Consider the following 14046-nt stretch of genomic DNA (forward strand, 5'->3'; position numbering starts at 1 on the left):
GCTGCCTCAGCATTTTAGACAGATGTGGGGCAGCCGTTTTGTTTGTAATATGGCCGGTGATTCTAAGCCCGAGTGAGGCAGTCCGGGCAGCTTAAGGTTTTGGAATAAGACTACTGTAATTCTTCTTTCTGTCTTTTCAGGTCGCTGAGTGCGGCCTCTATTCGGTTTGCAAAGCGCAAAACTTCCTCTTTGCTTAACCGTTGTTCGGCAACAAGGTCATAAAGCCTGTTGCGTTCTTCCAGCAAATCGGGTATTCCCAGATAGCCGATGCTCGGTTTTACTTTGTGGAGCATTTTTCGGCAGGTTTCATAATCGGGCTGGTCCAGAGCTTCTTTGAGCTTCTGTAAGTCTTTGGGCAAGTTTTCCATTATGGTTTCAATCAGGTCTATAAGGAAAGCCAAGTTGCCCTGAGCCGAATTCTTTAAGTGTGTTAAGTCTACCGATTCGTTCATTGTGTTGTGTTTAGGTTTGGCCATGTCTCTTATTTTAAGAGCCAGGGTTTTGGGGTTGGCTGGTTTCACCAAATAGGCCCATTGCGATATGCTTGAAAGTTCCGGGTGCTTATTTTGAGCATCGCCCGATAAAAATATGATGGGGACTTGGCGGTTGGGCCCTGCCGTTGTCCGCAATTCTTCAATGAGGCCTGCCGAGTGATCATCGCCAAGATGGAGGTCGCACACAAGCAAGTCGTAGCTTTCAGACCAAAGCAGGGCTTTCAGATCGGGCAGCGTTTCTACAAAGCGGGCCGATAGCCCCCAGTTATCGGCATATTGCTTGAGCATCATGGTGCTCATGGCGTCATCTTCTGCAAAAAGTACCCTTAGGTTTTGCAGAGAGGCAGCCGAGGGTTCTTCCAGATAGTCGCGGGTGGTATACTGAGTAACCTCTCCCGGCTTACAGTCAATAGAGAACCACATGGAGGTGCCTTTGCCCAATTGGCTCTTAATTTTCAGGTGCCCCCCCATTGTTTCAATAATTCCCTGGGCAATACCCATACCCAGCCCGGTGCCACCATATTCATAAAAGCTTTGTCCTTCTACCTGAGTAAAGGGTTCCAGAATTTTAGCAATACTTTCCTCGCTCATACCCACACCCGTATCGTGTACAGAAAATTTGAGGCGAAGCGACTTGGCCTTTTGGCTCACCGGTTCTACGGCAAGGGTAACGCTCCCCGAATGGGTAAACTTTATGGCATTGCCAATGAGATTGTACAGTACCTGGGAGAGTCTGATGGGGTCGGAAACAATAATTTGCGGCACTCCTGGGGCAATGGTGGTTTCAAGAACTATTCCTTTTTCCTGAGTACTCAGTGTAAAGCCTCTTACAATAGAGTCGAGAATGTCTTTTAGTTCAAAAGCGAGTTCTTCGAGCTGTAGCTTGCCCTCTTCAATTTTAGAAAGATCGAGTACATCATTGATTACATGGTTGAGGTGTTGCGATGTGGCCTTTAATGCATGAAGCAGGCTGGGCACATCCTGACTCTTGGTGGTTTCCAATAGCTTTACCAAACCGGTAATGCTGTGTAGTGGGGTGCGCATTTCGTGGCTAACCTCAGCGAAGAATCGCTGCTTAAATTTTTGAATCCGCAGCAATTCATCGTTTCGGTAGGCTAGTAGCTTCTTTTCTGCTTCCAGGTACTTCTGTTGTATGGCCAACACTTCTTCATTGATGGCCGCGTTGTTGCGCGATTGCTGAACGGTGAGAATTTGTTCTCGTTCGTGGCTTCGGTCTACTATGAACCACAACCATTGCTTAGCCGATTTTCTCTGAAAGGTAATGGAGAAAAGGGCTTCTTTCTGTTCGTGCCACTCTACCAGATCGAATACCAATGGTTCGGATTGGAGACTTTTTAAAACGTCTTGCAGGCTCAATAGGAAGTCGAACTGTTCGAACAGAGGAACGGATTTGTTTATGGTGAGTAGGGTATTGCAGCTTTCGCTTACCAGCCCCTGCTCATCGAAGAGCACTACCTGGCACTTTGGCCCAAGTTGCTCTAGCTTAATGGAGTCTAGCCGCTCGCTCATACCACCATACGTTCAGTAAGCCTAATAAATGCTTCTTCTACGTACTCTCCCGTTTTGGCGCTAGTAGCAATAGCCTTAAAGGGGAGGATTTGCTCTTGTACATGCAGCCACTCTTCTTCAGATACCAGATCTCGTTTGTTGGCCAGTATTTCTACGGGAACACCGGGCAATAATTCCTGAATGGCTGTAAGCTCGGTAATTAGGTCTTGATAAGACGAGGGCCGGCTTACATCTATCACGTACAACACTCCGTGAGCTCCCAGTCTGTAGCTTTGTGGTACTTTATGCTGAGCATCTTCTCCGGCAATATCCCAGATAAGCAGCGTTACCATTCGGCCATTGAGAGTGACGGTCTTCTTATCTATTTTTACACCAATAGTGGTAATGTATTCTTCCGAAAACTGACTGTGTACAAAGCGCCTGACCAGGGAGGTTTTCCCTACTCCAAAATGGCCAACAAGTATTACTTTCTTATTCATTCAGTTCTTCAAAATCCTGGAAGTGTTCTTCCAGTCCCTTCTCAATCATTTCCGGTTTTACGGGCTCTTCGGATCCTTTTCGGGCTTTTTTAAGCACTTTTTCGGAGAAGCCCAGAAGCTCATCGTCTACCTTATCTTTAAAGGCACTGCTAATGGTGCCGGTGCATACTACGGCAATAAAGAACGATTTAAAGCTTTTGATTATGATCTTATGGTTTTGATAATCTATACTTTCAAGCTCCTGAGAGTCAGACTGGAAGGCGTCTTCTACAAACGATTTAATGGCGGTGAGCATTCCGGCAACCATGTCGCGATCTAGGTTTGGCTTTTTTGAGTAGCTACCGAGCAACAGGCCTGAATTTTTTTCGATAACGTGTATTTCATCGATTTTCGGCTCAATCACTTTAGATAGAATAACGTCTTTTTGTGAGGTGCCCGAAAACCACGCCTTAATGCGCATCTTCCAACCTTCCCAAGAGAAGGCCAATTCCATTTGGGCATCTATTTTATCAGAGAGCTTCTGAATTTCACTGGCAATGTACTTTTTAATCATTCGGCCAATGATGGGATAGAGTGCCTCTACCACCTCATCTTGCGACTCTTGTATTTGTTGTTTAATGGATTTGGTAATTTCCGGGCCATAAACCACCGGAAACTGTTGGTAAAACCGGTCGGCTTCATCTTTAAGTATGGGCTGAATTTTTTCTTCGAGCCGCTCCCGGTTATTGAGTTGGTCGGTGAGGTCTTCCAGCTTATGGGCAAGCTCTTCCCGTTCTTCCCAGTCTTGCTCCAGGAGAATTTTTCGAAGTTGCTCAAAGCCCGGTCCCCGACTCATAGAATGGTGTTATTCTGCAATCTGTTTGCCCATTTCCTGTAACAGAGTACCCAGAAGTTTACGGTTAAGTTTGCGGTCTTCCAGGTCGGCCACAGTTTCGTCCATGTCGGCTCTGAGCTGCGTTACCTTCTTATTCATATCGCTTCTTAGGTCCTGAATTTCGTTGGTAAGGGCGTCTTTGGTTTGATTAATGAGTTTGTTGAGCGCATCGCGTGTTTCGTTGAGCTCGCTTTCTATTTCGGTACGGGTTTTCTTAATGAGGTTTTTAATCTCATTGAACTCGTTGTCGTACTGTTGCATGTTCTCTCCAAAAATGAGCTGCTTTACAGCTTCTATTTTCGGATCACTTGCCGGGTTGGCAGGTGCTTTAGGGGCTTCTTCTTTCTTTGCCATAGTATTATTTCAGTAAAGTTTTTAAGGTCTTTTCATCTACCTCGCCAGAGGGGTAAAGGTTGTTGTTTTTCTGAAACTCGCGAAGTCTGTTTCGGGTAATGGTGCTAAAAATACCATCTTGTGGAATACTATCGGCTTTGCTATTAATAAGCCTTTGCAGTTCCCACACGTCTGCTCCGGTATCACCAATTTTGAGCCCTACCAACGACTGGTTGCGGCTTAGCGCAATGTCTTCAGGACTTAAGTTGTATTCCATCATCAGTCTTATTTCGTCCGTGCTGTAGCCCTGGTCTCTTAGCCGTTTCGATCTTTCCAGTTTCTTTTCCAGCCAAATGACGGTTTGCAATAAGGTATTGTAATAGTCTGTGGCTTGAGTAGACTCAAAATCTTCTCGATCCATGTACCGCACGTCTATGCCATCGTTGTTCCATAGTGAACGGGCATAGCTGCCTGCATCGAGAGCGAGCTTATAATATTGCTGTATTACGGTTGAGTCGTAAAATTCAGTGTCAATGGCATCAGATATTTCATAGTCGTAAGCCGCAGGGGGGTTGAACCTGCGGTCCTTGAGGTATTGAACCGTAATATATGAGGCCAACCCTAAAAATAAGACGAAGAAAATGAGCCGTTTCATTAGAGTGTCTTTAGATGGATTAGCAATAAAAATAAAACAATTTATGGTAGCACCAGCCGAATAGGCCTGAGGAAAGGAAAAAGGCATAAAAAAACCCCGATTCCGTGAGCAGGAACCAGGGTTATCTAATTGAATAAACTGTCTTTTTAGAAAGAATACTTTAGGCCAAGACCAAATGAACGGCCGGGGCTAAAGAAGGTAAACGGCTGATCATCGGCCTGGTACCCTCTGTAAACTTCTTCTCTCTGATCGTTCAGAATGTTGGATATACTAAAGTTGAACGACATGTTTCTTTCTTTACCAAAAGTCTTGTTCAGGTTAAAGTTCAGACTGTTGAAAGGCTCGGTATATACATCGGGGAACAAACCACCACCTACAATGTACAGGGTAGAGCCCTTTACGTTGTAGAATAGACCGGCATCTAGGCCATTGTCAAAGTTTTCGTAGCCAATGCTTGTATTGATGATGAATGGCGCTTGTCCGGCCATGTTTCTTGTGTTTTTCACATTCTCACCATTTTTCTCATACTGCAAACGAGCGTTGTATTCTCTGTCGGTCATGGTAATTTCTGAGTTCACAACGGTTACGTTGGTGCCAATGTAGAAGTTGCTAAGTGCCGGAGTAAGGAACGAAAGGTCTTTCTTAAACTCTACTTCGCCTCCTAATACGCGGCCATCTCCTACGTTTCTTGGCTGATACTCTGTACTGGTTTGTTGCTCAGGAATTCGTACCAACTCTATTGGGTCGTCAAAAGTTTTGTAGAAAGCACTTACTGAAAGTATTTCGGTTCCGGGGAAGAAGATCTCCCATCTCAGGTCAAAGTTATTTATTCGGGTTACACCCAGCTGACCGTCCCAGTCGCTGTACTGGAATAAACCTCCGTTAAAAATACGGTTGGTTAGTGGGTCAATGATCTGAGCAAACGACAACTCTTTGAATGACGGTCTGGCAATAGTTTTGGAGTATGAAAGCCTTACATTCTGATCGTCATTAACCGCATACACAAGGTTTACACTAGGGAAAAGATCGAAGTCATCAATCACCACTTCGTTTTCCAGATTGTTACCACTACCCAAGTTGGCATATTCTACATCGCGCCCGGTGTGTCTCTGAATAAACTTCTCACCTCTAAGGCCAAGAACGGCCTTTAATTTAGCGGTTGGGTTCAACTCTGTAGAAACATATACCCCATAGTTTTTGCTATTGGAGTTGTAGGCATTAGGGTTAGGGGTGTTGTTTCCTGAGTTCAGGTATATGGTTCCGTTAGGATACAGATATTGGTCTTGCCACACTGCATTAGGGTCGATACCGAAGTCGGGTTGAGCTCCAAAGAACTGAAGATCGTAGCTCAGAATTTCGTAGTCTCTTTCTTTGTAAATGTAGCTTGAGCCAAACTTGTATTTAGCATCTCTGCCAAAGGCCTGGCTGTTTCGGGTAATATCAAATTTGGCTACCCAGTTTACTTCTTCCAGCTCTCTCCAAATTCGGCTTGGGTTACCTCCTGCACCAGCCGAGAAAGTAGTATCTGTATTGCTGTAGGTAAAGGCGGTTTTTCTTACATCGGGGTCTTGAATGTTTGAGAACGTAGGCGATACTCTCCAGTCAATATCCCATTTGCCGTCACCCAGGTGGTGTTCACCGTTCAACAAGAAGTTGGTAAGGCCTCGCTGATTGTACTCCAGGTTGTTAGAGTAAGCTTTGTAGCCCGATTGGCCAATGGCTTCACCATCGTTGTCTATATAAAACTGACCAGCAGTGTTAATGCCGTTCTGAAGGTGAAGAGCGGTGAATTTAAATTTAGACATATCGGTCTTATAGGCCAGTCCGGCCAAAATTCCGCCAAGCACGTTTCGTTCTGCTTTCACACCATTTTGAATGGTGGCATAGCGCAGGTTGGTATTATTAGGGTCTACATAGCGCTGATACTCTCCGTAAATCACATCATCGTAGAAAACGGTGTTGCTCTTGTAGCTGGCTGAAAATATGTAGCCTAGCTTATGAGAACCCCAGATATCGTATTGATTGGCAGAGGTAAACGAAAGGCTGTAGTCCATAAAGCTGGTTTGTTGAGTAGCACCCAAAGTAGGGTCAAACTGCTTTAAGAAGTTGTATATCTCTTGTCCGCTATTTCTGTTAATAGGGCTTGGAATGCGCTCCTGGCGAGCCTGATCCGGCAGAGCTCGGGTACCATCGTCAAAACCAAGGAAGTCGGTAGAGCCTGTATTGCCCATAATAAAGTCTCTGTTAAAGTGCATGTTAGGATTGTAACTTACACTTAGCGATACATCCAGAATTTTTTCGTCCGGAAGATCTTTGGTCTCAATATTTACCACACCTCCGGTGAAGTCGGCCGATAGTTCTGCAATGGCCGTTTTGTACACCATCATGTTGTCGATGAGGTTGGTAGGGAAAATATCCATTTGCAAGCTGTTTCTGTCAGGATCCAGCCCGGGGATGTCTACATTGTTCAGAGTAGTTTTGGTGTATCGGTCGCCAAGGCCACGAACGTACACGTACTTGCCTCCTTCTACCGAAACTCCGGTAATTCTTTTTACTGCCTCTGAGGCGTCAGAGTCTCCAATTTTACTAAAGCTGGCAGCCGACATACCATCCAGTAGGTTAATGGCCTTCTTTTTAGTAATGGCTACTATAGCTTCTGAGTTTCTTACGGCTTCAGCAGTAACCACCACTTCGCCAAGCTCAGAGATGGCTTCTTTCATTCGAATGTTGTTGAAGATCACAGGCTTGTCGGCTGTTACTTCAACTCCACTAATTACAATGGTTTCGAAAGAAATAAATGAAAACTGAATGTCGTAAGTACCAACCGGAGCTTTGATTTCAAACTTACCATCAAAGTCGGTAATGGCTCCGTAATTGGTGCCTTTTGCCAACACCGTTACACCAATGAGCGTTTCTCCAGAACCTTCATCGTATACAGTTCCTCTAATAATACCCTGCTGGGCAAAAGCCGTACTCGAAAAGGCGGTTAGAAAAAGTAGAAGTTTTAAGTAAAACTTGTTCATATAGTTTATCAATTAGTAATGTTCTTGCTCGTGTGTGGGTTTATTCTTTTTGGTGCTATTTGGCTTGTTGGCTTAATAAAAAAGCTTGATCACCTGAAAGTGATCAAGCCTTTTTGATTTTGTATGAATTAGTTACCAGGCCATTCAGTGGCAGTAGAAGCCCAAGTCCAGGCAAATACTGACAGGTCTGCACCAACTCCTGCACTTGGTGTAGCAGCAGCAGTAACACCCGATGGAATAGTACCAGTTACAAAGTCTTGTAAAGTAGAACCAGAAGGAACGTTCAATTCAATTTTTGTGAAAGTCACACCACTGGCTGTAGTTCTGTTGATATCCTGACCTGTTTTGAGGCCCGTGATAAAGATGTTTTCAAGAGCCACAATAGAGTTGTCGTCTACGTTGATCAAATCTGTAGCTTTTCTGTCGCCTGCACTGGCTACCACTGTACCATTTTTAATGGTATGTCCGGCCTCATAAGTACCTTCAGGACCATCTAGCTCAAAGCAGTGTGCCTCAGAGGTATTAGGAGCAATTACTACAAAGTTCTCCAACTTGCCGGCCCAAGACTGGTCAGTGTCTATACCGTCATCGTTGATGTTCCAAACCACTGCATTGTTTACGTTTACAGTACCGCCAAAGAATTCGATACCATCGTCTTGGTTGGCCACAACTTCTACATGGTTGATGGTAGTACCTCTACCAACACCACCAAGGGTTAATCCGTTGATTTCGTTACCGTTACCGATGTTAGATCCACCATGGCGAATAGAGATGTAAGTGATGGTTCCTGAGTTATCATCGTCATCATTACCACCATAAAGACCGTTAGAGTCAGAGGTTGGGATACCTTCAATTTGTACTTCGCTCACGTCAGATCCTGAAGTTTTATTAGAAGCCGAAATTTTGGCTTTTCCAAGAATGATAACACCACCCCAAAGGCCGCTTACATCGGCAGTCAGGTTAGGGCTGGCAAAGTTTCCGGCAGCCACGTCTTCCGGAGTAATTTCATCTGCAATAGAAGTGAAAATGATTGGCATTGAAGCGGTTCCTGCAGCGTTCAGTTTACCACCTCTCGCTACCAAAAGAGCGGTAGCGTTGGCACCCGTTCCGGCCTGACCTTTTACAACTACTCCAGGCTGAATGTTAAGTGTTGCGCCAGATAGTACAGTAATTCTGCCACCAAGAATGTAAGTTTTTCCTGTTTCCCAGGTTTCTGTACCCGAAATATTATCAGAAACAGTGATGGTAGTAGGCTCTTGTTCAATAGTAATAACAGCGGTGTTATTGCCTGATTTGCCATTGGCATCTACAACAGTAAGAGTTACAGAGCCTGCTCCTGCGGTGGTGGCCTGAAAGCTAATGGTAAAAGTTCCTGTCGTGGCACCAGCTTCTGGTGCTTCAGTTACTTCGGCAGTTCCACCTGTGGCAGTAACTGAGTTGCTGGCGTAGCCAGCTGCAATTGTAGCCGAGAAAGTAATGGTAGTACTTTCACCTTCAGTCACGCTAACAGCATCAGGCTGTGTTACGCTAGGGCCATCAATTTCCGGTTCATCGTCTCCACAAGAAGAGATACCCAGAACGAGCACAAAGGCTAATAGTAGGTTTAAAAGTTTAACAGAGTCTTTCATGTCTTTGATTAGGTTTAAAATTTTGACACAAAAAAACTCTATCGCTTTTACAAAGCGTTTACGCCTTTGTTAAGAATAGTTGTCATTCCGTTTATGAATAGGTTAATTGTATTAACGGAATGTTAACCTAAGAATTAATGGTTGATAGGAATCTTGGTAAGCAGTTTTTGGATGATTTGCTCCGTGGTTATTCCGTCTGCTTCGGCCTCATAGTTCAGTATAATTCTGTGGTTCAGAACATCGCTGGCTATTTCCTTAATATCTTCTGGCAACACATAGTCGCGTTGGTCAAAGAAGGCAATGGCTTTGGCTGCAAGGTTCAAGTTTATACTCGCTCTGGGCGATGCACCAAACTGCATGTAGTAGGCCTCATCATTCAGGCCGTAGTCTTTTGGCTTTCTGGTAGCAAATACCAACTCTATAATATAACGTTCGAGCGACTCGGAGATAGAGACCTGGTTAACTTCGTCTCGAATGGAGAAAATATCTTCTTTCGTAAGTAGTGTTTCCAGCTGTGGTTGAAAACGCATGTTAGACATACGTCTCATTACTTCCAACTCTTCATCTTTAGAAGGGTAGTCAACCTTCACTTTCAGCATAAATCGGTCAATCTGTGCTTCCGGTAAGCTGTATGTTCCCTCTTGGTCTACCGGGTTCTGAGTAGCCAATACAAGGAACGGGCGATCGAGCTTATAACTACTCTCGCCAATGGTTACCGTTTTTTCCTGCATGGCCTCAAGCAGTGCCGACTGTACCTTGGCGGGAGCACGGTTTACCTCATCGGCCAGAATTACGTTGGCAAAGATGGGTCCTTTCTTTACTTCAAACTCAGCCTTTTTTTGGTTGTATATCATGGTACCAATCAGATCGGCCGGCAACAAGTCAGGTGTAAACTGAATCCGCTGAAAGTCCAGGTGCAGAACATCGGCTAGCGTATTAACTGTAAGGGTTTTGGCTATACCGGGAACACCCTCTAGCAAAACGTGTCCGTTGGTAAAAAGCCCAACCATGAGACGGTTTACCATGTACTCCTGGCCCACCACTATTTTGCCTACTTCAGAGGCAACACGTTTTATTTTTTCCTGATGCTCTTTTTTTAAATCGTTCGATACAACCTCTTCCATGATATTAATACTTAATGCGCGCTAAAATAAAGAAATACAATGAACCACCTACACTATACTTTATATGAGCGATAAATGTTGGTGTGCAGGAGGTAAAGCAGGGCAAATATGTGGGAAATTGAAAGTTAGTGCGGCTGATTCAGAAGCATTTAACAAGAATTAACAAGGTAAAAAAGTTGAAAAAAATTTTCAGGCAAAAGATTAAAATCGTTCTGCTACTTCCAAAATTAATGCAAGGCCTCAAGTGGTAAGGCTTTTGTCGTTCACATTTTAATTTCTGTTGGGCACTCTACGATACTCGTAATCTGGCCCGGGTAGTCATACTGTGCATATTTATTAAATTGAACTATTCTAAGTTAATGGTCTGCCGGATCGATGTTGCTATGTGTTTATAAATGGCTGATATTCATCTAATATAAGCTATAAATGAATAAAACTTTATAGCTGCTATTTTGTCGATGACATCACCTAAACAGTTGCATAGTAGGATTATTTTGCTGCTCGTCATATTCATGGCGATGGCAATGCCCCGTTTACAGGCACAGTGTACCAACCAGTGCCCGGTGATTACCAACGTGAACATTAACAGTTGTGAAGGGGTGATTACTATTAGTGTAACAGGCGATGGCCCCTTTACTTACAACTGGGTGGACAGCGGTGGTGGCACTGTAGGAAATTCTTTCATTGCCAGTGGCCTTGCCCCTGATGATTATACCGTAACCGTAACGGATAATGATGGCGATGTGGTGACGGCAACATATACCGTAACCAATCCGCCCAATCTGGTGGGCTCCGTTTCGGTCAATGATGTGACCTGCCGTGGCGATTCGGATGCTCAGGTGGTTGTAACCATGTCGAATGGAAACCCGACTTATGATTGGGAGCTGTTCAATGGAGGCGGGGCGTCTATCCGAACCGGTTCGGCAGCGCCCTTTTCCAATGTCATAAACCTCAATGGTTTGGGAATTGGAAACTACACCCTTACCGTAACCGATGCCAACGGGTGTACGGGAGATATTACGTTTACCATTACAGAACCAGCCGATTTTTTAGGCTACTCGCTGGGAGCATCGACCGATGCCACCTGCTACAATTCAGCCGATGGTACACTTTCGGCTACGGGTACAGGCGGATGGGGCAATTATGTATATCAATGGCTTAGGGTGTCTGATGGTGTTGTAGTGGGTAATTCTGCCACCGTTACAGGGCTGGCTCCGGGAGACTACCGACTGGTAATTACCGATAGGAACGGAACAGGGTGTACCATTTCTACTCCCATACAAACCATCAGTTCTCCGCCCGAGATTGTGGCCAGTGCTTCACTTACCGATGCCCTTTGCAACGGGTCTTCTAATGGGGCAATTGATCTTTCGGTTTCCGGAGGAGTGACCCCCTATAACTATAGCTGGTCTAATGGAGCAACCACCCAGGATATTTCCGGCCTGGCGGCCGGAACTTATACCGTTACTATTACGGACAATGCAGGCTGTGCAATCAGTAGTTCTTTCACCCTTGGCGAACCGGCCAGTTTGGCCATTAATACCAGTGTTACCCAAGTTGCCTGCTTTGGAGACGCTACGGGTGTGATAGAGAGTAACGTCAGTGGAGGTACGGCACCCTATTCTTATGTCTGGTCTACAGGGGCCACCTCCGCTGATATTTCTGGTTTGACTGCCGGAACTTATGACTTAACTGTAACCGATGCCAATGGCTGCTCTGTGACCCAAAATAATATTACCGTTACAGAGCCTGCTGCTGCATTGAGTAAGCAAAACCAAAGCCTCACAGATCCCTCTTGTGCCGGAGGCAATGATGGTTCAATAAGTATTACCATGCAGGGCGGCACTGCGCCCTACTCCTACACCTGGTCTAACGGCAGCACGTCATCCACGGTCAGTAACCTTACAGCAGGTAATCATACCGTAACTGTAACCGATGCCAATGGGTGTATTTATACCGAAACGTTTACCCTTTCAGACCCTCCTTCAATTGCCGTATCTCCCTCCCTGACCCTACCATCGTGCAATGGTGCTGCCGATGGTTCCATTACAGTGGTGGCATCGAATGGTACCGCTCCATATGTGTACAATTGGAATACAGGTGCTTCGGGTCAAACTATTAGCGGATTGACAGCAGGTACATATACCGTAACCGTAACTGATAATGGTGGGGCCGGTTGCACAGTAGTGGAAACCATTACTTTGGGAGAACCCGCCCCACTGGCAGACAATGCTACCGTAAATGATGTGTCTTGCAATGGAGCAGCCGATGGTAGTATCTTCCTTTCCGTAACCGGAGGAACTGGGCCATATACTTATGCCTGGAGTAACGGAGCAACCGGTAACAATATAACCGGCCTTAACCCTGGTAATTACTCGGTGACGATTACTGATGCCAACGGTTGTGCGCTTACCGAAAATTATACCATCATAGACCCGGCAGTGATGTCGGTAAGCTACACACAACAAGATATTTTGTGTAAGGGAGCCAGCACCGGAGCCATAGACATTACCCCGGCAGGCGGAACAGCCCCATATACTTATCTCTGGTCTAATGGCAGCACAACCGAAGACCTTAACAACGTAGTGGCAGGAACATATACTGTCACCATCAAAGATGCTTCTAACTGCTCTTTGGGCTTAACTGTTACACTCACCGAACCGGCCACCGTTATGACCCTGTCAGGTGCTACCACAGACGCCACCTGTGCCGGGTCTGATAATGGAAGCATTGACCTAACCATAACCGGAGGATCGGCCCCCTATACCTACAGCTGGAATACCGGAGCTACAACAGAAGACATTACCAATTTGGCTCCGGGAAATTACTCAGTGACGGTTCAGGATGCCGTTGGCTGTATTAAGTCTATAGGCTTTACCATTGCTGAGCCAAGCCCGTTGGCAGCCAGCGAAACGGTAAATCAGATTTCGTGTCATGGAGCTTCCGATGGATCGGTGGCTATGAATGTTTCCGGAGGAACAGGTCCTTACACATACGCTTGGGCCGATGATGGCAGTATAACAACAAAAGACAGAACAGGACTTGGTCCGGGGTTATATACCCTCACCATTACCGATGCCAGCGGATGTACACTGGTAGAGTCCTTTACAATATCAGAACCGGCAATGCTCAGTTCAACGGCAACACAGCTGAATGTTAGTTGTTTTGGTGAAAGTACGGGGTCAATCGATCTTTCGATAAGCGGAGGAACGACCCCGTATACTTTTTCCTGGTCCAACGGTACACTAACTGAAGATCTCACCAATATTGGAGCAGGCAGTTATTCGGTGGTTATTACCGATGCCAATGGGTGCACTGAGTCTCGGTCTTTTACCATCACTCAACCTTCGGCCCCACTGACGGTGGGTAGTACTGTAGGCCAAATAACTTGCAACGGAGCAGCCGATGGAGCCATTAACCTGACAGTGAGTGGAGGTACTGCACCGTATAGTTTCAACTGGTCTAATGGAGCCACCACCGAAGATTTAAGCAGTCTGCCTGCTGGTAATTATACGGTATTAGTTACCGATAATTTAGGATGTACCTATACCGAGACATTTACCATTACCGACCCACCGGTACTCAGCTTATCGGGCGTGGTTACCGATATTGACTGTAATGGTGCAGCCAATGGGGCTATAGATATAACTGTGGGAGGAGGGCAAGCTCCCTACTCCTTCGCCTGGAGCAATGGGGCAACTGCAGAAGACCTTTCCAATCTAACTCCCGGCAGTTATTCGGTTACCGTCTCAGATGCTCGTGGTTGTTCGGTTACTCAAAGCTTCAGCATTCAGCAACCAATGGCCCTCAGTTTGGGCTATACGCTTTCTCAGGTAAGCTGCTATGGTGGTTCTGATGGGAGCATTGATGTTTCTGTGGCCGGAGGCAGCGCACCTTATACTTATT

At 45.6% G+C, this 14046-nt stretch carries 9 protein-coding genes; 1 reads left to right on the plus strand and 8 read right to left on the minus strand.

The genetic code is table 11. The features are described 5' to 3' along the window. Positions 1-110 precede the first annotated feature (110 nt). The 8 genes from B3763_RS14210 to B3763_RS14245 all read right to left on the minus strand — a co-directional run bounded on the left by B3763_RS14210 (position 111) and on the right by B3763_RS14245 (position 10140). Positions 111-2024 carry a hybrid sensor histidine kinase/response regulator gene (locus tag B3763_RS14210; protein WP_189628883.1) on the minus strand — a complete coding sequence of 638 codons (1914 nt, stop codon included), beginning with the start codon at positions 2022-2024 and terminating at the stop codon, positions 111-113. Beyond that, the gene (locus B3763_RS14215; protein ID WP_286747434.1) at positions 2021-2503 is read right to left on the minus strand and encodes a Rab family GTPase; all 483 of its coding nucleotides are present in this window, start codon (positions 2501-2503) and stop codon (positions 2021-2023) included. Before B3763_RS14215 ends, B3763_RS14210 begins: the two co-directional genes overlap by 4 nt. After that, positions 2496-3338: a hypothetical protein gene (locus B3763_RS14220; RefSeq protein ID WP_286747435.1), complete on the minus strand. Its 843-nt coding sequence runs from the start codon at positions 3336-3338 to the stop codon at positions 2496-2498. The genes B3763_RS14215 and B3763_RS14220 overlap by 8 nt, the downstream gene beginning before the upstream one ends. Positions 3339-3347: 9 nt before the next feature. Next, positions 3348-3731, minus strand: a complete 384-nt coding sequence (locus B3763_RS14225) for a hypothetical protein (protein ID WP_189628886.1) — start codon at positions 3729-3731, stop codon at positions 3348-3350. A 4-nt stretch (positions 3732-3735) separates the two neighbouring features. After that, positions 3736-4365, minus strand: a complete 630-nt coding sequence (locus tag B3763_RS14230) for a peptidoglycan-binding domain-containing protein (RefSeq protein WP_189628887.1) — start codon at positions 4363-4365, stop codon at positions 3736-3738. Between the two features lie 146 nt (positions 4366-4511). Next, positions 4512-7388, minus strand: a complete 2877-nt coding sequence (locus B3763_RS14235; protein ID WP_189628888.1) for a TonB-dependent receptor — start codon at positions 7386-7388, stop codon at positions 4512-4514. A 128-nt stretch (positions 7389-7516) separates the two neighbouring features. Continuing rightward, entirely contained in the window at positions 7517-9016 is a 1500-nt protein-coding gene (locus B3763_RS14240; protein ID WP_286747436.1) for a hypothetical protein, read from the minus strand. Between the two features lie 134 nt (positions 9017-9150). Beyond that, entirely contained in the window at positions 9151-10140 is a 990-nt protein-coding gene (locus B3763_RS14245) for an AAA family ATPase (protein ID WP_189628890.1), read from the minus strand. 524 nt (positions 10141-10664) lie between these two features. On the opposite strand from B3763_RS14245, the gene B3763_RS14250 reads away from it, so the two are divergent. Continuing rightward, positions 10665-14046: beta strand repeat-containing protein (locus B3763_RS14250; RefSeq protein ID WP_286747437.1), on the plus strand; the 3382-nt coding region annotated here is incomplete at its 3' end.

Origin of the sequence: Roseivirga sp. UBA1976, from assembly GCF_002336325.1 — a bacterium.
Lineage (GTDB): Bacteria > Bacteroidota > Bacteroidia > Cytophagales > Cyclobacteriaceae > Roseivirga > Roseivirga thermotolerans.

Excerpts from the sequence above, each read along its gene's own strand:
- B3763_RS14215 (WP_286747434.1), bottom strand. The coding sequence starts at position 2,503 with ATGAATAAGAAAGTAATACTTGTTGGCCATTTTGGAGTAGGGAAAACC.
- B3763_RS14230 (WP_189628887.1), bottom strand. The coding sequence starts at position 4,365 with ATGAAACGGCTCATTTTCTTCGTCTTATTTTTAGGGTTGGCCTCATAT.
- B3763_RS14225 (WP_189628886.1), bottom strand. The coding sequence starts at position 3,731 with ATGGCAAAGAAAGAAGAAGCCCCTAAAGCACCTGCCAACCCGGCAAGT.
- B3763_RS14235 (WP_189628888.1), bottom strand. The coding sequence starts at position 7,388 with ATGAACAAGTTTTACTTAAAACTTCTACTTTTTCTAACCGCCTTTTCG.
- B3763_RS14240 (WP_286747436.1), bottom strand. The coding sequence starts at position 9,016 with ATGAAAGACTCTGTTAAACTTTTAAACCTACTATTAGCCTTTGTGCTC.
- B3763_RS14245 (WP_189628890.1), bottom strand. The coding sequence starts at position 10,140 with ATGGAAGAGGTTGTATCGAACGATTTAAAAAAAGAGCATCAGGAAAAA.
- B3763_RS14220 (WP_286747435.1), bottom strand. The coding sequence starts at position 3,338 with ATGAGTCGGGGACCGGGCTTTGAGCAACTTCGAAAAATTCTCCTGGAG.
- B3763_RS14210 (WP_189628883.1), bottom strand. The coding sequence starts at position 2,024 with ATGAGCGAGCGGCTAGACTCCATTAAGCTAGAGCAACTTGGGCCAAAG.